This is a genomic window from Promicromonospora alba, assembly GCF_042654905.1.
GTDB lineage: Bacteria > Actinomycetota > Actinomycetes > Actinomycetales > Cellulomonadaceae > Promicromonospora > Promicromonospora alba.
In genome coordinates, this window is record NZ_JBHSFI010000002.1 from 397,878 (window position 1) to 418,908 (window position 21,031).

Genomic DNA, 21,031 nt, shown 5'->3' on the forward strand with positions numbered 1-21,031 from the left:
CCGCACCGCGGGCCCGTGGTCCGGCCGGGGACGTGGGTGCGCCCCCGGCCGGGTGCCTCAGCGGCAGTCCACCGCGCGGTACGGCACGCCGACGACGCCCGTCGCGCCGTCCGCGTCGGTGACCGTCAGCTCGACGTCGCCCGCTGCGATGACGCGTGCGTGGGCGGGGAACGGCCGGCGGACGTCCCTGCCCGGGCGCAGCTCGTCGACCTGACGCTGCCCGAACGGCGACGACAGCCGCACGGCGAGCGGCCGGTCCCCCACATTGCGCAGGTGCGCCACCACCTGGGCCCGCTTGCCGGTGCACCTGCTCACCGCCGTGGCCTCGACCCAGGCCTCGGGCGCGGGCTCGAAGGTCGCGATCAGCTCCGTGTCGGCCGTGAGCGCGAACGTGTACCGGTCCGCGGACGAGACGGTCTCGCCCGCGCCGTCGCGCCACCCGGCGAACCGCGACCCGGCCGCCGGTTCGGCGACAACGGTCACGGTGCTGCCGGTCTCGTAGCGGCCAGGTTCGCTCTCGTTGCCCTCGACGCGGGCGGTCCCGGCGCCGTCGGCCGTGACGGTGAGCGCGGAGGTGGCCATGGTGATCGCCATCGGGTTGACGATCGTGACCGGGCCCCGGCTGGTGGTGCCGTTGTAGCGCATGAGGTTGACCACCCGGACGGCGCTGGACGCGTCGGCGTCCACCGTGTGCCCGCCGGGCCCGAGGTTGTCGGTGCCCAGGTTGAACGCCGTCACCGTCGCGCCGTCGCGCGCGACGATCCCGTCGTGGGAACCGTAGGCGAACGTGTTGCGCACCTCGAGGTCCTGGGCGCCCACGGCGTGGACCAGCACCTCGCGCTCGCGGCTGATCCCGTCGATGACCTGGGCGAAGAGGTTGGCCTCCTCGACCCAGCCGGGCAGCCCGTACGCGTTGCGGGTCATGACGTTGCCGTTGGACAGCACGCCGTCCACGACGCCGTCGGACGCCGCGCCCACGCGCACGCCCTGGTCGAGGAAGATGCCGAGCACCCGCCGCACCAGGAACCCGTCGGCCCGGGCGGTGAGGTCCACCGCGTTCCAGGCGTTGTCGAGGCCGACGTTCTCCGCGTAGACACCCGGGGCGTCGCCGCGCACGGCGAACGGGTAGGGCACGGCGCCGTCGGGCGACGCCGGGTTGTTCTCCGGGTGCAGCACCCGCAGACCCCGCACGCCCGCGTCCTGCCCGGCGAGCGTCACGACGGCGGGCGCCGCGGCGGCCGCCTCGACCGCCGCCTGGTCGGTGCCGTCCTGCCGGCCCGCGTAGGCCATCAGCACCGTTCCCGACGACTCCACGAGCGACGTGCGGTTCGGCACCGCCGACGCGCCGCGCAGCTCGACCCCGGCCGGCACCGACAGGTGCCCGCGCACCGTGTACCAGCCGGCGGGCAGGTACACGACGCCGCCACCGGCCTCCCCTGCGTCGTCGAGCGCCGCCTGGATCCCGGCGGTCGCGTCGGCGTCGGAGAGCTGCTTCGGCGTGCGCGGCACGTCGTAGGGCGCCGCCGTGACGTCGAAGAGGCGCCCGTCGGGCTTCGGGGCGGTCCGGGTCTCCCCCGGCTCAGGCACCTGACCAGGCCCCTCCAGCGTGTGCACCGTCCCCTCGAGGGCGCCGCTGACGGTGGTGTCCGTGAGCTTGACGTAACCCGCCGAGGTATTGCGGACGGCCGCCTCGGACCCCTCCAGGACGCTGGACGCGAAGGCCGAACCCCACCGCTGGTCGGAGTTCTCGACCAGCACGGCGACGTCGGTGTCCCTGATCTCGGCGTCGACGAACACGCCCGTGAACGACGCGCGCGGACCCTTGACCATCCGGATCCCCACGGCGTAGTCGGCGGCGTGCAGGCCGACGAACTGGTCCCACTCCAGGTCGGCGAGCACGAAGCCCGTGCCGTGCGCACGCGTCCAGGCGTCGAGCACCGCCCGGTCCGGAGCGCCGTACGCGGCGCCTGCCCCGGCCCAGTAGCCGTTGTCGAAGCGCACGTCCTCCCAGACGCCCACGTCGGCGCCGTTGTACCCGGCGGCGCCCTCGCGCAGCACGGTGCCGGACACGTTGCGGACGTTCGCCAGCTCGTGCCCCTGCGCGCCGGGGCCCTCGCCGCGGTCGTTGCGCATGGTGGAGATGCCGATGCCGCGGTAGGAGTTCAGGAGGGTGACGTCCTGGACCGTGCTGAGCATGTAGTTCTCGTTGCCGATCCACGCCAGGCCGGGTACCTCGACGGTCCAGCCGAAGGGCACGGGGTCGGCGGCGTCCTGCTCCGGGTAGTAGGTCGTCAGGCCGACGACGCCCGCCGAACCGCCCACGCGCAGCAGCGCCGGGCCGTCGTCGCCGGACGGCAGGCGCGCCTCCAGCACCGTGCCGAGCCCGGCCGGTGCGTCCGGGTCACCGAGCGGCTGCTCGTCCAGGTCGCGGTGGTCGCCGCGCAGCGTGCAGTAGGCGAAGACCTCCAGGGTATCGCTCACGCGGTAGGTCCCGGCCGGCAGCCACACCGTGCCGCCCCCGGCGTCGCGGCAGGTCGCGAGCGCCTCCTGGATCGCGGCGGTCGAGTCCTGCTCCCCCGTGGCGTCCGCGCCGAAGTCCGTGGCGTCGAGGTCGGCGACCACGACGTCGTCGGTCGGGAACACCGTCTCGACCACCCGCGACGCCAGGTCCACGAGCCGCGCGTCGCGCACCTCGAGCGCCGTCAGCCCGAAGGCGCCCCGCTGCGCGGCACGCTCGTCCAGGGCGAGGCGCACGTAGCGCGCGGTGGTCTCCGAGAACCGGGTGCGCACGGGGGTGGCGCCGAGCGATCCGGCGGTCGCCACGGTGCGGAACTCGGTGCCGTCGTCCGACACCTGGATGCGGTAGACGTGCGCGTAGTCGGCGGTCCAGTCGACCACGACGTCGTCGAACCGGGTGGGCTCGCCCAGGTCCACCTGGACCCAGGCCGACTCCTCGTCCCGGCCGGAGAACCACGCCGAGCCGGTCCCGTCGGTGACCGCGCCGGGTGTGCCCGCGCTGGTCGAGCTCGCGGTGGCGGTCGCGCCGCGGGCGAGGTCGGTGGTCCGCTCGGCCGCCAGGAACTCCTCCAGGGCCTGCTGCAGGGTGTCCGTCGCGGCGTCGAGCTGCGGCCCGGAGGCCTCCGGGTCGTCCAGCACCGTCTGCGCGGCCTCGATCGCGGCACGCAGCTCGGCCCTGGACCCGACGGGGAACTGCCCGTCGCGCTCGCCCTCGCGGGCGGCGTAGTGCGCCACGTCGGCCTGCTCGACGAGCTTGCGCAGCCCGACGGCGGGGTCCACCGCGCGGGGCACGACCGTCACGGCGAGCGAGTCGATCCGGACGTCGCGCGTCGAGCCCTCGACGGAGAGCCGGAAGTCGGAGCCGTTGGACCGGTTGGTCAGGATCGCGTCCTCCAGCAGCCACGACCGCGAGCGCCACGTGCCGTCGTCGGTCAGGTCGTGGCGGGCGGACGGCCGGAACATATCCGGGATGGTGTCGCCCGGCGAGTCGTACTGAAGGAACATCGAGCCGCCGCCCTCCTGGACGGTCGCGTCGACCAGCACGCGGTCGCGGACGTCGCGGGCGTAGCCGTCGGAGACGTTGGCGTAGACGAAGTTCGTGCCCTGCTCCCGGCCGGTCTGCCAGTAGCCGCGGCCGTCCGCCGTGCCGGTCGCCAGGCCCGCGGTGTCGTCGCCGGCTCGTACGGCGATACCGCGCTCGGCCACGGCCGGGCCGAGGTCCGCGCTGGTGCCCTGGGCCACCACGCGCACGGCGGCGACGGTCAGCTCGCCGCCGTCGCCGGCGAGCTCGACCTCGGGAGACGTGCCGGCGTCGAGCGTCCCTGCGGGCAGCACGACGACGGTGGTCGTCCAGCCGTCCTCGTCGGCGTCGGCCTCGGGGTCGCCCGCCGTCAGCGGCTCCCCGGAGCCGGTCGCGACCACGGCCTCCCCCGTACGGTGGTCCACGACGAGGTAGCCGGACGTGCCGTCGAGCCGCCCGACGTACTCGTCGGCGAGGTCGAGGGCGAGTCGTTCGGCCCCCGCCGCGGCGTCGGTGCGCCAGTACCCGCGTGCGGCGTGCTCGCCCGTCACCTGCCCGCCCGCGGTGGGTGCGGTGGCCACGGCGATGCCGTGGGTGCGCGGGGTCGCCGACAGGTCGGCGCCGACGCCGGCCGGGTACCGGTCGACGTCGACCAGCGGGCCGGCGGCGGCCGGGGCGACGAACCCCGCCGCCGCGATCGCGACGGCCGCGGCGGTCGCGACCACCCGGCTTCTTCGTGCGTTCATGTTCATCCTCAACACCTTTGTTCGGACTGACGTGATCGGACTGGCTGGAACTCTCCCGGCCGGGCAGGGCCGCCAGGAGCTGGGACGTACCGGGGGGCGCCGTGTCAGGCGCGCACCCCCTCGGCGAGCGCCGTGACGGACGGGTCGAGCGCGTCGCCCGTGCGCCACGAGTGGACGGGATCGAACCCGAACAGCTCGCGTACGGCGGTCGTGTCGATGACGGACGCGAACGCCTCCAGCGGGCGCGTGACGCGCGACGCCGGGTGGTACCGCGCCAGCAGCTCCGCGGTCGGGACGTCGCTGGTGGTGTCGGGCGCCGCGACGTTGACCACGTGGTACCCGGTCACCCCGGATCCGAGCACTGCCCGCACCACGCCCGCGGCGTCGCGGGTGTCGAGCCAGGTCCACAGCTCCTGCCTGCTCGCGGCGGGGTCGCGGTGCGTACGGTCGACCGCCTCGCGCAGCCGGTCCCCCGTGCCGACGAACGGCAGGCGCAGCAGCGTGGCCGGCATGCCGTACCGGCGTGTGGTGTAGGCGCCGACCTGCTCACCCGCCAGCTTGGACAGCGCGTAGGCATCGACGGCGACGGGATCCTGCGCCTCGTCGATGGGCACGTACGCGGGCGACAGGTGCCGCCCGGCCCAGGGGTAGCCGTACGCGGAGAACGACGACGCCGCCACGGCCACCCGCACGCCCGCGCGGCCCGCTCCGTCGAGCACGCAGAACGTACCCTGCACGTTCTGCGTGAACGTCTGGTCGTCGGGCACCTGGCCGGGCGAGGCGATCGCCGCGAGGTGCACGACGCCGTCGACCGCCGAGGCCCCCGGCCCGCCGCCGGCCCGCAGCGCCGACCCGACGAACGCGGGGTCCCGCGAGTCGCCCACGAGCACCGCGTCGGCGGCTGGCGCGTCGAACGGCGCGCGGTCGGTCGCCACGACGCGGTAGCCGGCGTCGGCGAGCGCCGGCACCACCACCCGGCCGATGCCGCCCGCTGCGCCCGTGACCAGCACGGTGTCGCCGGGGTGGAGCGCAGCGGCGACGGCCGTGGGCGCGGCGACGACGGGTGACAGGGTCACGGCGGGCGGTGTGGCGGCGGGTGAGGTGTGGTTCATGTAGCTGTGGGTTCCGATCTGTTCGGCGGCCGCGGCCGGCGGGTGGTGGGTCATCCCTTGACCGCTCCGGCGAGCCCGTTGACGAAGTACCGCTGGGTGGCGAGGAACAGGATGATCACGGGGATCACCACGATCAGGGCGCCGGCCATGAGCTGGTTGTACTGGACGACGTTCGAGGACTGGAGCTGTTGCAGCGCGATGGGCAGCGTGAACATGGCGGGGTCGTTGAGCGAGACCCGGGAGAGCAGGTACTCGTTCCACGTCGGGATCGCGGTGAGCAGTGCGATCGTGATGAGCGCGGGCCGCGCGAGCGGCAGGTAGATGCGCGTGAAGATCCGCAGCTCGCCCGCGCCGTCGACCCGGGCGGCGTCGCGCAGCTCGTCCGGCACGGACCGGAACGAGTTGGTGAGCAGCAGGATCGACAGCGGCGCCGTGCCGTTGACGAACGGCAGGATCAGTCCCAGGTGCGTGCCGAGGATGCCCATCTGGTTCTCCAGCAGGACGATCGGCAGCAGCGTGACCACGCCGGGGACGAAGAGCAGCACCAGGAAGAGCCGGAAGAACGCCTGCCTGCCGGGGAACCGGAGCACCGCGAACGCGTACGAGGCAGCCGAGTAGACCACGACCACCCCGAGCGTCGTGAGCGCGGTGACCTTGAGGCTGTTGAGGAAGTAGTCGAAGAAGTGCAGCTGCGCCCACGTGTCGAGGATGGTCGCGAAGGTGGGGTCGCGCGGGATCAGGTGCCCGCCCCGGATGACCTCCTCCTGCGTCTTGAAGGCGGCAGAGACCATCCAGAGGAAGGGGTACAGGCTCACCACGGCGTACCCGGCGAGCAGCACGCCCACGACCGACCGGGCCAGGACCACCTTCGCGGGGGCGCGACGGTGGCGGGGCGCCGTCGTACGGGTGGCCGCCGCCCCGGCGGCGGGTGCGGTGACGGTGGTCATGGCTTCTCCCTCGCGACGCGCTGGTTGACGATCGCGACCGCGAGCGCGACGAAGAACAGCAGCCAGCCCAGGGCGCTGGCGAGGCCGAGCGTGGGCGCGAGCTCCTGCTGGAAGGCCAGGTCGTACGTCTCCAGCCCGAGCACGTTGGTGCGCCCGGCGGGGCCGCCGTTGGTCATGATGAGGAAGATCTGGAAGCCCTGGAGCGCCTCGCGCACGTTGAGCAGGGTGATCACCGCGGTGGTCCCGGCCAGGAGCGGCCACACCACCGACAGGTTGGTGCGCCACCAGCCGGCGCCGTCGAGCTGGGCGGCCTCCAGGAGCGAGGTGTCGATGGCCTGCAAGCCCGTCAGGTACAGGAGCATCGCGACGGGCACACCCGACCAGACCATGATGACCACCAGGGTGGGCATGGCCGTTGCCGGGTTGCCGAGCCAGCCCTGCGGCTGCTCGAGGCTGCCCAGGCCGAGGGAGCGCAGCAGCAGGTTGACCGCGCCGTTCGGTTCGAGCACGTACTGCCAGGCCATGTACACCGCGATGCCCGCCGTCACGTACGGCACGAAGTACACGGACCGCAGCAGGCCGGCGAACCGGCGGGCCTGGTTGAGCACCACCGCGAGCGGGAACGAGACCAGCACGGTGAGCAGCGGTACGGCGACCATCACGCCGAGCGTGTTGAGCGCGGCCCGGTGGACGACCGGTGCGTACACCGGGCTGGCCCACAGCAGGTCGGCGTAGTTCTTCAGCCCCACCCACTCCCACATCGGGGTCAGGCCGTTCCAGCGGACGAACGACAGCTGGGCGCTGAAGAAGAGCGTGTAGACGCCCATGACGAGGAAGAGCAGGAGGGCCGGGGCGATGAAGACGTAACCCCAGGCGACCTCCTGGCCGCGGTAGTGCACAGGGTGCCGGCGGCGGCCCCGCCGGCCGCCACCGCCGTCCCCCGTGGGGGCGGCGGTGGCGATCAGGGTCGGCGCGGTCACTTCGACTGGGACCAGAAGGTGTCGACGAGCGTCGCGACGTCCTCGCTCACCATGGTGACGTCCTTGGTCTCCAGCGGCGTCAGCTCCATGACGGCGTCGCCCACCTGCGCGGCGTCGTAGGCTGCGGGGCGGTAGGACGTGTCACCGGGGTTGTACGCGTTCTTCCCCTCGCCGAACGCACCGATCATCGCGCCCAGCACCGGCCCGACCGTCGTGGTCGGGTCCTCACCCAGGTCCACCGGCGGGACGTCCAACGCGTCTTGGGCGAACGTCGCGGCCACGTCGGTCTCCGAGAGGTACTCGACCCACTGCAGGGCGCCGTCCTTGTTGCCCGAGGAGGCCGAGACCGAGATCCCGGTGAGGCCGAACGGCGCGAGCTCCAGGTCGTCGATCGCACCGTCCTCGGGGGCCGGCACGGGGAACGTCATGATGTTCTCCGGGTCCATCCCGTTCTGGTCGAGGAACGCGAGGGTGAACGTGCCACCGATGTCGAACGACGACCTGCCCTGGGCGAAGGCGATGTCGGCGTCGTCGATCGTGAGGGACTGCGTGCCGGGCATCCAGTAGGGCTGGACCTGGCTGTAGGCCTCCAGCACCTTCGTGCCGTTGTCCGACGCGAAGTTCTTGGCCGGGTCCTGACCGAACAGCGCGCCGAAGTCCTCCTTGCCGAGCTGGCCGTAGGCCATGGGCTGCATGAGCCACTCGAGGCCCGTGGTGGAGGACTGGAAGCCGATGCTCACGCCGCCGTCGTCGGGACGCACCTCGTGCACGGCCTCCAGCGCCGCGATGAACTCCTCCCAGGTGGTGGGCGCCTCGGTGATCCCGGCCTCCTCCAGCCGCTCCTTGTTCGCGTAGACGATGCCGAACGTGCCGATGGTCAGCGGTACGGAGTAGCGCTGGCCCTTCTCGACGCCTGCGGTCTTGGACCCCTCCGCGAGGGACTGCTCGTAGTAGGCGTCGGTGACCGTGCCGTCGTTCGCCACGGCGGGCAGGAACCGCGAGGTCCACTCCTCGTCGACGTCGTCGGACAGGTCCTCCAGCAGGCCGGCGGCGCCGAACGTGAAGTCGTCGCCGTGGGTGTGCACCTCCAGCACGTCGGGCAGGTCGCCGGTCTGGGCGGCAGCCTGCACCTTGGTGATGAAGGCGTCGTCCGGCGTGTAGGCCTGGACGTCGACGGAGATACCCGTCTTCTTCTCGAACGTCTCGGCGGCGTTGCGCAGCGGCTCGACGTGGGACTGCTTGAAGGTCCACATGGTCAGGGCGTCGGGGTCGCCCTCGGCGGCACCCCCGGAGGCGCCGCCGACCGGGCCGCTGCAGGCGGCGAGCGCGCCGACGAGCAGCGTGGTGGCGGTGATGGTGGTCAGTCGTGCGGAGAACGGTCGACGTCGGTGTCGGATCACGGGCTGAGCCTCTCGGGTCATGGGCGGCATCGGTGCCGCGGCCATCGGAACATAAATCAATTCGATGTACAGTGTCAACGGGCACCCTGGCGGCGCCCCTTTCACTGCGCGGGACGCTCCCCGCGAACAGCCCGTCCGGATCGAGGTCACCGATGACAGCACCGCAGGCAACCACCGACGACGCCCGCGACACCCCCCGCGCCGAGGTGCTCGCCCCGGCCCCGTGGACCCCCGCCGAGGCCGACGGCGTGCGGGTCACCGCGGTGCGCACGTTCCTCACGGGCCCGCAGGGCTGCCCGTACGTCGTCACCCGCGTCGAGACCAACCAGCCCGGGCTGTACGGGCTCGGCGACGCGAGCGACCCGCAGCGCCCGCTGGCGACCCGGGCGGTGCTCGACGAGTACCTCGGGCCGCTGCTGGTCGGCCGCGACCCCGCCGACATCGAGGACCTGCACCGCCTGCTGCTGAACAGCGGCTACTGGCGCGGCGGCTCGATCGAGCACAACGCGCTCGCCGCGGTCGACCTGGCGCTGTGGGACCTCAAGGGCAAGGTCGCCGGGCTGCCGGTGCACCAGCTCCTGGGCGGCAAGGCGCGAGCCTGGGCGGAGGCCTACACGCACGTCGACGGCGCCGACGCGGCGGAGGTGGCCGACAAGGTACTCACCGCCGTCGGCCAGGGCTACCGGCACGTGCGCGTGCAGGTGGCCGTGCCAGGCCGGGACACGTACGGCACGGCGCCGCGCGACGCGGCGGAGGCGGCCCGGCGTCGGACCCGCACCGACCGCTGGGACACGTTGGCGTACCTGCGGCACGTACCGGCGATCCTCGCGGACGTCCGCGACCGGGTGGGTCCCGACGTCGAGCTGCTGCACGACGCCCACGAGCGCATGACCCCGGCCGAGGCCCGGCAGTTCGTCCGCGCCGTCGAGGACGCGCACCTGTACTTCCTGGAGGACGCGCTGGCGCCCGAGGACGTCGCGCACTTCCCGGAGCTGCGCGCCGCGGGAACCACGCCGCTCGCGGTCGGCGAGCTCTACCACGACCCGCGCGCGTACCTGCCGCTCCTGGTCGGGCGCTCGATCGACTTCGCCCGCATCCGCATCCCCACGCTCGGCGGGCTCACCCCGGCCCGCAAGCTGGTCGCGGTGTGCGAGATGTTCGGCGTGCGCACCGCGCCGCACGGCCCGGGTGACGTCACGCCCGTCGGCATGGCGGCCAACATGGCGCTGAACATCTCCTCCCCCGCGTTCGGCGTGCAGGAGGCCGCGACCTTCCGCGACGCGACGCTCGAGGTCTTTCCGGGCGCGCCCGTGCCCACGGACGGGCACCTGCTGGCGCCCGAGGTGCCCGGGTTGGGCATCGACTTCGACGAGCGGGCGGCGCGCCGCTACCCGGTGGGCGCGCCGCTCGAGCACGACCGGTGGGCCCTGCTGCGCGCCACGGACGGGAGCGTGCACCGGGCGTGAGCGCGCCGGGCGGATCAGCCGATCAGGAGCGCGTGCGGCTGCGGCGAGAGCGTCTGGTCCAGCACGAGGCAGGCCGCGCCGACGGCGCCGACGTCCTCGCCGAGCTGCGTGTTGACCACCTGGATGTCGTGCATCTTCTCCACGAACGGCCAGCTCGTGATCATCGGCTCGACCACCGCCAGGAAGCGCTCGGACAGCATCGGCCAGATAGGCCCGCCGAACACGACCAGTTCGGAGTCGAGCAACGTCGCGGCCGCCGCGACCCCCTTGCCCACCCGCCGGGCCCACCGGTCGATGATCACCTGGGCGCCGCGCTCCCCCGCCGCCGCGAGGTCCGCCAGCCGGCCGAGCTGCTCCGCGACGGCCTGCGGCCCCGGAACCGGCGCGGCGTCCAGGACGCCCGCGGACACGGCCTCGTCGACGAGCGAGCGAGTGGTGCAGTTGGCGTCCAGCCCGCCCACCTCGCCGGCGTTGCCGGATGCACCGCGCAGCACGACGTCGTCCGCCACCACGCCCATGCCGGACCCGGTGCCGAGGTAGAAGAACAGGAAGTTGCCGGAATGGGTGGCGGCGCCCGCCCAGCGCTCGGCCACCGCGGCCGCGATGACGTCCTTGTCCATGAGGACCGGCAGCCCCGTGGCCTCGACGAGCCGGTCGCGCAGCGGTACCCGCCCCCAGCCCTTGAGCTGCGGCGGGTCGACCACCGACCCGGTGGCGAAGTCGACGGGGCCGGGCACCGCGAGGCCCAGGCCGAGGATCCGGTCGCGGGCCGCACCGGACTCCCGGATGACGGTCTCGATGGTGTCGCTCATCTCGGCGATCGTCGACTCCTGGTCGACGACGGCGGGCGTGGGCCGGTGGACGCTGTGCACCACCTGCCCCGCGAGGTCGAGCACCACGTACGTGACGACCGCCGGGTCGAGGTGCACGCCGAGCGCGTACCGGCCACCGGGCACCACCTGCAGGACAGTGCGCGGCTTGCCCGCACGCCCGCCCTTCTTGCCGGTCTCGGCGAGCAGCCCCGAGTCGAGCAGACGGCGGCAGATGTTCGAGACGGTCTGCGCCGACAGCCCGGTCGCGCCCGCGAGCTCCACCCGGCTCAGCCCGTCCCGCGCGCGGCGCACCGCGTCGAGGATGACGGACTCGTTGAAGTCACCCATGCGCGGCAGGTTGGTCCCCCGGCGCACGGTCGACGGGGCGGCCGACTGGTCGATCGTCACTGCGGACCTCCTGCTCGATGACCGGCCGGCGGGCGGCCCGGATACCCGCCCCCGCACATCCTCGCACCCCGGTGCGCCTGGTGCGCCCGCTCAGTGTAAATCAACGTGATGAACTCTCCCTCCCCGCCCCCGGCATCCCGTCAGCGAGCAGGGTCCATGAGCTGCGGCAGGAACAGCTGCCCACCTCCAAGGTGGCCAAGGCGTTCACGCACGTCCAGTTCCACGCCCGCTCCCCGATCCGGGTCCCGAGCGAGGCGCTGCCGGCGCTCGTCCGACTGTCCAGGCCGGCAGGCGCCCCCGACCGGAAGGCGCTGGTCGTTCGAGCGATCACCCGGAAGACGGGCGGAGCCGTGCGGAGCTCGTCGACGGCCTGCGGCGCGCGCAGCGCGGTGACACTTCCTTCTGGTCGGGCGCAGGGCTGGAGTTGGGGTAGTATTTCCGTCGGCCCCAAAGGGCCAAAACCGGTAGTGTCGAGCATGCTCGAAACAACCGCGGGCTGTGGCGCAGCTTGGTAGCGCACTTGACTGGGGGTCAAGGGGTCGCAGGTTCAAATCCTGTCAGCCCGACAGATCGCCCCTCACCTGTTCACGCAGGTGAGGGGCGTCTTTCGTTTCATCGAGGGTGGGACCTACTCCGACGGCGAGTACCGTTCCTCCGGCTCGAAGACGTGCTCGACCTCGGGATCGAGCTCGATGTGGACGGCTCCCCGAAGATCGGTGAGGACAACCACTTTGCTCCCGTCCTTCGGTACCCGCTCCGTCGAGCTGCGCATCCGAGCCGCCACCTCGTGCCGTCCCGCCGGAGACGTTCGATGGTCTCCTGCCGCTGTCGCGCATGACGCAGCGCCGCAGGAAGCTGGGTCGCGACGACCACGGCCCAGACGGCGGCCACCACCGTCACGACAGCCGAGACGAGCACCGCCTCGGTCCCGGGCACGCCGTCGAGCGCCCGGCGTGCATGCTCCGACCACGAGGGGCCGAGCGCCAACGCCACCCCGACGCCCGAGCCCATGGTGATGCCCGCGAGCAGCGGCGTCTGATAGAAGAGCGATGCCGTGCGCCGCTGCCCGAAGCGCTCACGCGCTCGTTCGGCGAGGCCTACCGTGGCCAGCAGCGCCAGGTAGCCGAGAACGACAACGCCGCCGATCAGCCACCCCTGGCCGACGTCGGTGAGGCACTCTCCGGACATCCCGCGTGGTCCCACCCGTCGGTCGAGGCATCGTTCCGGGGCTTCGGCTGGTTCATCCGAGCCCCCGGACGCCGGTGCGGGTTACCTCGAGCAGGTGCCCGTCCACCGCGACGAGTGTCGGGGCGGGCGCGTTCTCATCGATCGCGCCCGTGGCGACGTCCTGCCTGGCCGCGGCAGCCTCGCTGCTCTCCTGCCAGAGCAGCTCGCCGGTCGCCGCGTCGAGCGACACCATCCGGGAGACGCCCAACTCGGTCCCGGTCAGGAGCAGCAGCACGGCACGGCCGTCGGTGAAGATCTGGAACACGACGTCGCCCTCCGCGGAGACGTCCCACCGCCACCGTTCCTCGCCCGTGCCGACGTCGCGCCCCCAGACGGCCGTGCCGTGCGCCGAGACCACGGCCGTGCGGCCCACCTGCGCGAGGAAGACCTGCTCGGGAGCCTGCACCTCCACGTCCCATCGTGGGACTCCGTCCGCGCCGTAGCCGAGCAGGCGCTGGCCGGTCTCGTCGGTTCCGAGCAAGGTGTCGGGGCCCGTTCCGTCCGCGATCGTCGGGCCGCGCACATAGCCGGGAAGCTCGGTGACGACGGCGCCGTCGGCGGCGTACACGACGGTGCGCCCCGGACCGCTGTAGTCCAGGTACACGTAACCACCCAGGCCAAGGCTCTCGACGTAGCCCGTCCCGGGCGCGGGCTCAGGATCCAGCAGCACCACCCCGTCCGGAGTGACGGTGGCCGCGACGCCGCACCCGTTCAGCCGCACCAGGTCGGTGGCGACCTGCGCGCCGAACACGTCAGGCTTCACCTCCCCGTCGAAGGCGGAGCCACTGCTCTGGTCCTGCCAGGAACCGTCCAAGCACTCCCAGACGTCCGCCTCCTCGAACGGGACGGTCACGGTCCAGAGCTCCTCTCCGGTGACGGCGTCCTCCGCCCGGAGCCCGACGTCCCGCCCGGCGGCGATGGTCCCGCTGCACTCCCCCGTGTCCTCGCACCTGGCGTCGCCCAGGTCGACCTGTGACTCCGGCCCGATCCGGGTGACCCGCAGGACGGTTCCGTCGGCTCCGGGCCGGCCCGGCCCGTGCCGGCGCGTGTCCGAGGGGTCGAGCGTCCGCGGTGCGGAGACCGTGCCGTCGGGTCGCACCGTCACGACCTCGCGGTCCGCTGCTGTGCCGTACAAGCACACCAGCAGCGATGTCGACCGGACCGACATGCCCTCGTAGGGCGAGATGCCCTTCGGCCCGCACGCCGGATCGTCGCCGAGCGGGACGTCCCAGGCCTCCTCGCCCGTCGCGGGATCGAGCGCGACCAGGCTGCGGCCGGACTGGAACGCCAGGACGTCGTCGAGGACCATCGCCTCGGTCCCGTCCCAGCCCTGGCCGACGCCGACGGTCCCGTCCCACGACCACTTCTCCGTCAGCGGCGTCGACACGTCCTCGACGGCGCCGCCGAAGTCACGCATCCGCTCGATCCGCGCGGCGTCCCGCACACCGTCCGAGGCGATGCCCGTCCCGAGCGCGATCGCCAGGACCGCCGCGACCGTCGGGACGGTCCGCCGCCAGGCGTCCGCCCCGCGGGCGGGCGGTACGTCCGGCTCGCTGTCGGCGTCGTCGAGGACAGCGAAGGCCGCCACCTGGACCGTTCCGTCCGGACCGAGGGCCCCAGGCACCCCTCCCGGACCAGGCTCGTCGTGCTCGACCAGGTCGAAGACGAGTGCGGAGCCCTCATCCGGATCGCTCGGCATGGAGCGAGCATAGATGCGGATAGAGCACCGTAGGGGATGAATCCCCCGACGCTCGCTCCCTCGACAACTACCCGGTCACCGCGGCGGCGTACGCCTCCAGTTTGTCCGCCAGCTCGACGGGCCGGCCCAGCGCGACGCAGTGGCTGCCGGCGATCTCGTCGGGCACGATGCCCAGGCGGTCGGAGGCCAGCCGGCGGAAGAAGTCCGGCGGGAAGAAGCGGTCCTCGCTGCAGAGCAGGAACCGGGTGGGCACGTCGGGCCACGCGGCCAAGGGCCACGGGGCCGCCGACGCGGCGCTCGACGGATGCGCACGTTCCTTGCTCATCGCCTCGTCCGCGATCTTCCGCGGCACGTCGTGATAGAAGCTCACGTACGGGTCCGCGCTGCCGGTCAGGCCGCCGTCCCGCTCGGCCGCCTCCGCCACCGCGCTCCCGTAGCCCGTGTTCGCCCACCAGTCGTCCGGAGACTCCCCCGGCGCCGGGATCATCCCGGCCAGCAGGACCAGCGCGTCCGCGCGCAGACGTTCGGCGACGAGCGGCGCGGTGAACGCGCCGAACGAGTGGCCGACGACGACCAGGTCCCGCTTCGAGCCGACGGCCTCCACGACGACGTCCGCGTAGTCCGCGAGGGTCTTCGAGTCGTCGTCGGCCGGGAGGTCAGGGGCTACGACGTCGTGCCCGCGCGCTCGCAGCTCGGCCTCCACCCGGTGGAAGTGCCAGCCGACGTCTCCGCCACCGTGGATCAGTACGAAGGTGCTCATCGTGCTACCGCCTCACTGTGCGAAGTGGTGGGAGGCCCGTCCCGGAGGACTCCCCATACGTGGTCGAGCGTCATCTCGTCCGGGTCGAGCTCCGTCAGGCACCAGGTGGCGCCGGCGGCGGCGTACCCGGCGGGGTCCGCGCCGGGCGCGACGGGCACCACCAGGTCGTAGGGCGCCGAGGGGTCCGGCCGGAGGCCGCTGATCGTCTCGCGCAGCTCCGCTATCTGGTCGGGGTGCCGGACGCCGATCGGGAAATAGCCGTCGAACCTTGCCGCGCGGCGCATCGGGTTGACGCGGCCCGCGTAGCCCGCGACCCAGACCGGCACCCGCTGTTCCTGCACGGGCGTGGGCAGGAACGTGATGTCGTCGACCACGTAGTGCTTGCCGCGGTGGTGCACGGGCAGCCCCGACCAGGCAGCGGTGAGGATGTCCAGCGTCTCGTCCAGCCGCTCCGCCCGGACCCGCGCGTCGACCTCCTCTCCGGTGCTGACGAACTCCGCGCCGTAGACGTCGCTGCCGAGCCCGACGCCGAGGGTCAGCCTCCCGCCGGAGAGCTGGTCCAGCGAGGCCGTCTCCCGGGCCAGCTTCACGGGCCGACGGCGCGCCACCGGCGTGACCATCGGCCCCAGCCGGATCGACTCGGTAGCGGTCGCCGCGGCCGCGAGCGAGATCCACGGGTCGCCGACCTGCTGCACCGGCGCGGCCCACGCGATGTGGTCCCAGAGGAAGAACCCGTCCCAGCCGATCTCCTCGGCCTCGGCCGCGAGCCGTGCCACCACCCGCGGGTCCGCCAGCTCGTCGAAGACCGGGATCCAGAATGCCGATCGAATGTGTGTGGTCATGGCTGCAACGCTAGGACCGCGCCGCCATCGTGAAAAGCGATGAAATGCGATGGTGACGATCGCCTCTGGCGATATACCCTCGGTGACATGACCGACGTCGAGCTCCGGCATCTCGCGACCTTCGCCTTCGTCATCGGCGAGGGGTCGTTCGGCCGGGCGGCAGCCCGGCTCGGGTACACCCAGTCGACGGTCAGCCAGCACATCGCCGGCCTCGAGCGCGCCGTCGGCGGCCGCGTCTTCGACCGGCCGGGCGGCCCGCGCCCCGTCCAGCTCACCCCGCTCGGCAGCGTGGTGCAGGTGCACGCCGCCGAGCTGCTCGCCAGGGCCGACGCGCTGGACGCCGCCGTCGAAGGGTTCAAGGCCGGCGAGGGCCGCCTCACGATCGGCACCTTCCAGAGCGTGTCCAACACCCTGCTCCCGGCCCTGGTCCGCAGGCTTCTCGACGAGTTTCCCGGCTGTGAGATCCGGCTCTCCGAGGACGAGTCCGACTCCCCCGACCTCGCACGGGTCGACCTGCTCTTCTACGACGTCCGCAAGGACGACGCCGGCGTCGAGTACGTCAAGCTCCTCGACGACCCGTACTTCCTCGTGGCCTCCCGCGGGCGCTTTCCCGACGGCCCCGTGGACCTCGCCGCGCTCGACGGGGCGCCGATGGTCGCCTGGCCGCCGGACTGCGCGCAGCCGGCCCTCGAAGAGGCGCTCGCCGCGAGCGGCGTCCGGCCCGAGTACATGTTCCGGGCCGGCGGCAACGAGGCGGTGCTCTCGATGACCCGCGCCGGTCTGGGCTCGGCGATCCTCCCCTGGCTGGCCATCCACGGCGCCGGAGCGACGACCGACGAGACGCTGAGCATCCACGAGCTGCGCCCCGCGGTGGCGCACCGCGAGCTCTACCTGCTCCGCCGGGCCCACCGCACCCTGTCCCCGCTCGCCGCCCGGGCCGTGGAGCTCACCGTCGAGATCGCGCAGGACCTCCGACGTCTCCAGTGAGCGGGCTCAGGCCCGGGCGCTCGCTCTGTCCAGCCCAGCGGCCGGGCCGGCATCAGCACCAGCACCGACGCCGGCGACCAGGGCGTCGCCCAGCTCGGAACGCAGGTACAGGACCGAACGTCCGTGCCGCGCACTGGTGAGCAGGCCCGCATCACGCAGTGCCCGCAGGTGCTGGTTGACGGCGGACGTCGTCACCCCGAGCCGGCCCGCCAGCTCGGTCGACGACGCCGGCGCCGCCAGGACCGTGAGCAAGCCGGCGCGCGGCGCACCCACCAGGCCCGCGAGCGCCGCCGGCGCGCGGCGGGGCTCGGCCTGCCAGAGCGTTCCCACGCCGCGCGCGCCGTACATGACGACGGGCGGTTCCTCCGGTGAGATCGGGGCTGTCGCGCCGCGGGTGAACAGCGTCGGCACGAGGGTGAGCCCTTCGCCGGTGGTGGGCCGCCGGAACCGGGCGTCGGTGCCCAGGCAGACGCGCACGACGCCGTCGACCAGCCGCACGCGGTCGCTGAGGTCGGCGAACATGGCCGCCGTCCCGTAGGCGGAGATGACCTGCCCGCGGTGGACGACGTCGGCCTGGAGGACCGCGCGCATGCGCGGCCACCAGGGTTCGAAGCAGGTGTCCCAGTACGCGCGCAGGGCCGTCGCGATGCGTTCGCGGACCGTCTCGGGGTCGCCGCGCAGCGGTGCGGGCAGTGCGTCGGGGTGAACGGCGCGCAGGTCGTCGAGCATCCGCGGGAGGTGGACGTTCTCGACGGCCGCGAGCTCGTCCCCGATGCGGGTGAGCGGGCTGTACGGCCTGGGCGTGAGGTAGTCGGGCGTCCACAGCACGCTGTTGGTCAGCGCCCGCAGCAGCGGCAGGTCCAGCGCTGAGCGAGCCTGCTCGGTGCGCTGGAGCCAGGGCAGGTGCACCGGGTAGCGGCCGGGGTCGCGGAACGTGCGCAGGGACAGGGTGAGCTCGGTGAGGGGCGACACCGCGAAGCGCACGTCGGCGACGTCCATGCCGGCGAGCTCGTACTCGATCAGCCCGCCGGTCCGTTGGCGTTCCATGTAGCCGCACGCTACATCAATTGAGCTGGAGGCCCTCCGCGGCGGACAAAGGGGCGTGCAGCAGACCTTCTTCCCCAGCGACCGTGTCGCGCGCTCCCTGACTCTCAGTACCATGGCGTTCGCCCTGTCCAGCGGCGTCTTCTACACCGTCAGCGCCCTGTACTTCACGCGCGTCATCGGGCTCGGTGCCACGACGGTGGGCCTCGGCCTGGGCATCGCGGGCGGCGTGGGCGTGCTGGCCGCCTACGGGGCCGGGTGGCTGTCGGACCGGGTCGGTGCCCACCACGTCCAGGCCTGGGCCACGGGCCTGAACGGGCTGGCGATGCTCGCCTACACCCTCGCGGCGGACGCCGTCGTGTTCACCCTGGTCGCGAGCCTCGCCATCGGCCTGCGCTCGGCGAGCGGCTCGTCCAAGCAGGCGATGCTGGCGCGGTGGTACACCGGGCCCGAGCGCGTAGAGGTCAGGGCACGAATGCGCGTGGTCACCAACGTCTTCATCGGGCTGGGCACGGTGGCCGCCGCGGCGGCCCTCCTGGTGGACACCCCTGCCGTCTATCGGACGGCGATGCTCGCCGTCGGCGTCCTGCTCCTGCTGGCCGCCCTGCCGCTCGCGCGCCTCGGCCGCCAGGTTCCCGAGCTTGCCGCCAGGATGGTCCAGCGCGTAGCCACCGAGCAGCCCACCGACGAGCAGTCCGACGAGCAGGGCAGGCGGCGCGGATCCTCGCCCTGGCGGGACCGCCGGTACGTCGCCGCCGTGGCCTGCAACGCGGTGGTGGCTATGCACTTCGGCCTCCAGACCGTCGGCGTCCCGCTCTGGGTGGCCACCACTGAGGCCCCGACGGCGATGGTCGCGGTGCTGCTCGTCCTCAACACCGTGGTCGTGGCCTCGCTGCAGGTGCGCGCGTCGCGCGGCACGCACGACGTCCGTCACGCGGGAGTGACCGTCCGGCGCGCGTCCTGGCTGCTCGCGGCGGCCTGCGTCCTGTACGCGCTGGCCGGGTACGGCAACCTCGCGGCCGCCTGCGCGCTGCTGGTGGTCGCCGCCCTCGCCCACTCCCTGGGCGAGATCCTCGGCGAGGCGGGCGGCTGGGGCATGGCCTTCGAGCTCGCCGGCCCCCAGCACGCCGGCGCGTACCAGGGCCTCAGCCAGACCGGCTACGCCGTCGCGTCGATGGTCGCCCCCGCGCTCGTGACGGCCACCGCCATCGAGCACGGGACGGTGGGCTGGCTGGGTCTGGCCGCCTTGTTCGTCGCCGCCGGGACGGCCGCCGCGATGGTGGCCCGCGGCGGGGTCGGGAAACCTACCGCGGCCCTGGTGCGTTGACCCGCAGAACGCACTAACCGTACAAAATGCACGGGCCGCCAGGCCCGACCGGGGAGAGACCATGATGGCTGAGTTCGCGCGGGCCGCCGCGGCGAGCGGGAACGCCGTATGGGGCGGCGTAGGGATCGCGGTCCTGTGGGCGGTCGCCGGGCTGGTGGTGCTGGCCGTCGCCGTGCTCGTGACGCTCGTGCTGGTGATGCGCACCAAGGACCCGCGGGCGCTCGCCGTCGTCCGCGGGTTCAACCGGCGGTTCAACAACCCCCGGATGCTGCGGACCGCCGGCCGGCCCGGATCCCCGCTCGCGGTGGTCCGGCACGTCGGGCGACGCTCGGGGACGGCGTACGCCACCCCGATCGGCGTCTTCCCCATGGAGGACGACTTCCTCGCCGTCCTCTCGTACGGGCCCGACACGGACTGGCTGCGGAACATCCGCGCGGCCGGCGTCGCGGACCTGGAGCTGGACGGGAAGACCTACCGGGTGGCCGCCCCGCGGGTCGTCGGCAGGGCCGAGGCGCTGCCCTACGTGCCTGCGGGACAGCTGCCGTTCGTCCGCCTGTTCGGCGTCAACGACTTCCTGGTGCTGCGCCGGGCTCAGGCCGCCTGACGGTCCGGCGCGGTCAGACGCCGACCCGCTCGGCGCCGGCCGCCACCGCCTGGGACGGCACCGCCTTGGACAGGTGGGCCACTCCCTCGGACGTGGACTCGTGGCGGTACCCGGCCCGGCCGTAGATGCGGAGGTTCCTGGAGCTCAGCGCGCCGGTGAACAACCTGAGGAGGGTAGTGCCCTCGGGGGCCTGCGCCTCCACCCAGGACAGGAGGAACCGGCCCAGCCCGCGACCCCGGTGGTCGGGCGCCACCATGAGGCGTCCGACCTCCCAGGCCGCCCCCTGGCTCCGCGCCCGCACGGCACCCACGATCCGCCCGCCGTCCCGCAGCACCCAGGTGGCGTGCTCGGCGATTCCCCGCCGGACGACGTCGAGCGGCTCGTGCAGCGCCTGGATGTCGAGGGTCGCGTTGACCACCGCCTCCTCGACCCAGCAGCAGCGCTGCAGGACCAGCAGCTCGCCCGCGTCGTCGTCCCGGGCCGGCTCGATGGTGATGCCGGCGTGCTCCGGCGCGGTGAGCCGTGCCCGCCCGGGACGACGGAGCGGGCCGAGCAGCCCCGCGAGCTCGTGCAGCTCGTCGAGGATGCGCACGGCTGCAGCGGAGCGCCTCGCGTCCGGGACGAGCCCGTCGTCGTCGAAGCTGTCCGCGATGCGCAGGTTCACCGTCGCCCGGATCGGTACCATGCCCAGCGTGACGGCGACGCTCTTGCCCATGTGCGCCGCGCGCGTGCCCGCCGAGGTGTTGCCGTAGCTGACGAACGCTATGGGCTTGTCCGCCCACTCGGCCGACAGGGCGTCGAACGCGTTCTTCAGCGCCGCCGGCATGGCGTGGTTGTACTCCGGCGTACAGACGACGAACGCGTCCGAACCCCCGACCAGCTCGCTCCACCGGCGCGTGTGCTCGTGCACGTACTGCCCGGTCGAAGGGTGCTCCGGCTCGTCGAGGAACGGCAGGTCGATCTCCGCCAGGTCGGCGAGGGCGCACCGCACGCCGAGCGCCTCCGCACGCCCGGCGACGGCCGAGGTGAACCACTCGGCCACCGCCGGCCCGCGCCGCCCGGGGCGGGTGCTGGGCACCATCACGAGGACCTGCGGCTTTTTCGTTGACGTGTACATGAAATCGAACCTAGA

The 21,031-nt window shown here is 73.1% G+C and carries 16 protein-coding genes and 1 tRNA gene; 5 read left to right on the top strand and 12 right to left on the bottom strand.

Translation table 11 applies throughout. The annotated features are described in order from the left end of the window. Positions 1-57 precede the first annotated feature (57 nt). From ACFO6V_RS04920 to ACFO6V_RS04940, 5 genes are all read right to left on the bottom strand, one after another. Complete coding sequence (locus ACFO6V_RS04920; RefSeq protein WP_377132834.1) at positions 58-4,284, bottom strand: glycosyl hydrolase family 28-related protein; 4,227 nt, start codon at positions 4,282-4,284, stop codon at positions 58-60. Between the two features lie 104 nt (positions 4,285-4,388). After that, complete coding sequence (locus ACFO6V_RS04925) at positions 4,389-5,396, bottom strand: NAD-dependent epimerase/dehydratase family protein (protein WP_377132836.1); 1,008 nt, start codon at positions 5,394-5,396, stop codon at positions 4,389-4,391. A gap of 50 nt (positions 5,397-5,446) precedes the next feature. Continuing rightward, positions 5,447-6,343 carry a carbohydrate ABC transporter permease gene (locus ACFO6V_RS04930; RefSeq protein ID WP_377132838.1) on the bottom strand — a complete coding sequence of 299 codons (897 nt, stop codon included), beginning with the start codon at positions 6,341-6,343 and terminating at the stop codon, positions 5,447-5,449. Further along, positions 6,340-7,323, bottom strand: coding sequence for a carbohydrate ABC transporter permease (locus ACFO6V_RS04935; protein WP_377132840.1), 984 nt, complete (start codon positions 7,321-7,323; stop codon positions 6,340-6,342). Before ACFO6V_RS04935 ends, ACFO6V_RS04930 begins: the two co-directional genes overlap by 4 nt. After that, positions 7,320-8,723 carry an ABC transporter substrate-binding protein gene (locus tag ACFO6V_RS04940; RefSeq protein ID WP_377132842.1) on the bottom strand — a complete coding sequence of 468 codons (1,404 nt, stop codon included), beginning with the start codon at positions 8,721-8,723 and terminating at the stop codon, positions 7,320-7,322. The genes ACFO6V_RS04935 and ACFO6V_RS04940 overlap by 4 nt, the downstream gene beginning before the upstream one ends. A gap of 152 nt (positions 8,724-8,875) precedes the next feature. On the opposite strand from ACFO6V_RS04940, the gene ACFO6V_RS04945 reads away from it, so the two are divergent. Beyond that, positions 8,876-10,189: an enolase C-terminal domain-like protein gene (locus tag ACFO6V_RS04945; RefSeq protein WP_377132844.1), complete on the top strand. Its 1,314-nt coding sequence runs from the start codon at positions 8,876-8,878 to the stop codon at positions 10,187-10,189. Positions 10,190-10,203: 14 nt separating this feature from the next. On the opposite strand, the gene ACFO6V_RS04950 is transcribed toward ACFO6V_RS04945, so the two are convergent. Continuing rightward, entirely contained in the window at positions 10,204-11,409 is a 1,206-nt protein-coding gene (locus tag ACFO6V_RS04950; protein WP_377132846.1) for an ROK family protein, read from the bottom strand. A 492-nt stretch (positions 11,410-11,901) separates the two neighbouring features. Between ACFO6V_RS04950 and ACFO6V_RS04955 the strand changes: the two genes are divergently transcribed. After that, positions 11,902-11,975: transfer RNA gene (locus ACFO6V_RS04955), tRNA-Pro, on the top strand. Positions 11,976-12,037: 62 nt separating this feature from the next. On the opposite strand, the gene ACFO6V_RS04960 is transcribed toward ACFO6V_RS04955, so the two are convergent. From ACFO6V_RS04960 to ACFO6V_RS04975, 4 genes are all read right to left on the bottom strand, one after another. Continuing rightward, positions 12,038-12,181, bottom strand: a complete 144-nt coding sequence (locus tag ACFO6V_RS04960) for a hypothetical protein (RefSeq protein ID WP_377132848.1) — start codon at positions 12,179-12,181, stop codon at positions 12,038-12,040. Positions 12,182-12,649: 468 nt separating this feature from the next. Beyond that, positions 12,650-14,335, bottom strand: coding sequence for an outer membrane protein assembly factor BamB family protein (locus ACFO6V_RS04965; protein ID WP_377132850.1), 1,686 nt, complete (start codon positions 14,333-14,335; stop codon positions 12,650-12,652). A 67-nt stretch (positions 14,336-14,402) separates the two neighbouring features. Then, positions 14,403-15,095: an alpha/beta fold hydrolase gene (locus tag ACFO6V_RS04970; RefSeq protein WP_377132852.1), complete on the bottom strand. Its 693-nt coding sequence runs from the start codon at positions 15,093-15,095 to the stop codon at positions 14,403-14,405. After that, on the bottom strand, positions 15,092-15,937 hold the full coding sequence (locus ACFO6V_RS04975) for an LLM class flavin-dependent oxidoreductase (RefSeq protein WP_377132854.1): 846 nt from the start codon (positions 15,935-15,937) through the stop codon (positions 15,092-15,094). The genes ACFO6V_RS04970 and ACFO6V_RS04975 overlap by 4 nt, the downstream gene beginning before the upstream one ends. An 87-nt stretch (positions 15,938-16,024) precedes the next feature. Here ACFO6V_RS04975 and ACFO6V_RS04980 point away from each other — a divergent pair, with 87 nt between their 5' ends. Beyond that, positions 16,025-16,924: a LysR family transcriptional regulator gene (locus tag ACFO6V_RS04980; protein ID WP_377132856.1), complete on the top strand. Its 900-nt coding sequence runs from the start codon at positions 16,025-16,027 to the stop codon at positions 16,922-16,924. Positions 16,925-16,930: 6 nt separating this feature from the next. Here the strand turns inward: ACFO6V_RS04980 and ACFO6V_RS04985 are convergent, their stop codons facing one another. Further along, positions 16,931-17,971, bottom strand: a complete 1,041-nt coding sequence (locus ACFO6V_RS04985) for an ArsR/SmtB family transcription factor (RefSeq protein WP_377132858.1) — start codon at positions 17,969-17,971, stop codon at positions 16,931-16,933. A gap of 55 nt (positions 17,972-18,026) precedes the next feature. Between ACFO6V_RS04985 and ACFO6V_RS04990 the strand changes: the two genes are divergently transcribed. Beyond that, positions 18,027-19,295, top strand: coding sequence for an MFS transporter (locus ACFO6V_RS04990; protein WP_377132860.1), 1,269 nt, complete (start codon positions 18,027-18,029; stop codon positions 19,293-19,295). 61 nt (positions 19,296-19,356) lie between these two features. Next, entirely contained in the window at positions 19,357-19,899 is a 543-nt protein-coding gene (locus tag ACFO6V_RS04995) for a nitroreductase family deazaflavin-dependent oxidoreductase (RefSeq protein WP_377132862.1), read from the top strand. A gap of 13 nt (positions 19,900-19,912) precedes the next feature. On the opposite strand, the gene ACFO6V_RS05000 is transcribed toward ACFO6V_RS04995, so the two are convergent. After that, positions 19,913-21,016: a GNAT family N-acetyltransferase gene (locus tag ACFO6V_RS05000; protein ID WP_377132864.1), complete on the bottom strand. Its 1,104-nt coding sequence runs from the start codon at positions 21,014-21,016 to the stop codon at positions 19,913-19,915. Between the last annotated feature and the right edge of the window lie 15 nt (positions 21,017-21,031).

Bases quoted from the DNA above. Each gene is read 5' to 3' on its own strand.
- ACFO6V_RS04920 (WP_377132834.1), bottom strand. From the start codon at position 4,284: ATGAACGCACGAAGAAGCCGGGTGGTCGCGACCGCCGCGGCCGTCGCG.
- ACFO6V_RS04925 (WP_377132836.1), bottom strand. From the start codon at position 5,396: ATGAACCACACCTCACCCGCCGCCACACCGCCCGCCGTGACCCTGTCA.
- ACFO6V_RS04930 (WP_377132838.1), bottom strand. From the start codon at position 6,343: ATGACCACCGTCACCGCACCCGCCGCCGGGGCGGCGGCCACCCGTACG.
- ACFO6V_RS04945 (WP_377132844.1), top strand. From the start codon at position 8,876: ATGACAGCACCGCAGGCAACCACCGACGACGCCCGCGACACCCCCCGC.
- ACFO6V_RS04960 (WP_377132848.1), bottom strand. From the start codon at position 12,181: ATGCGCAGCTCGACGGAGCGGGTACCGAAGGACGGGAGCAAAGTGGTT.
- ACFO6V_RS04965 (WP_377132850.1), bottom strand. From the start codon at position 14,335: ATGCCGAGCGATCCGGATGAGGGCTCCGCACTCGTCTTCGACCTGGTC.
- ACFO6V_RS04970 (WP_377132852.1), bottom strand. From the start codon at position 15,095: ATGAGCACCTTCGTACTGATCCACGGTGGCGGAGACGTCGGCTGGCAC.
- ACFO6V_RS04975 (WP_377132854.1), bottom strand. From the start codon at position 15,937: ATGACCACACACATTCGATCGGCATTCTGGATCCCGGTCTTCGACGAG.
- ACFO6V_RS04980 (WP_377132856.1), top strand. From the start codon at position 16,025: ATGACCGACGTCGAGCTCCGGCATCTCGCGACCTTCGCCTTCGTCATC.
- ACFO6V_RS04985 (WP_377132858.1), bottom strand. From the start codon at position 17,971: ATGGAACGCCAACGGACCGGCGGGCTGATCGAGTACGAGCTCGCCGGC.
- ACFO6V_RS04995 (WP_377132862.1), top strand. From the start codon at position 19,357: ATGATGGCTGAGTTCGCGCGGGCCGCCGCGGCGAGCGGGAACGCCGTA.
- ACFO6V_RS05000 (WP_377132864.1), bottom strand. From the start codon at position 21,016: ATGTACACGTCAACGAAAAAGCCGCAGGTCCTCGTGATGGTGCCCAGC.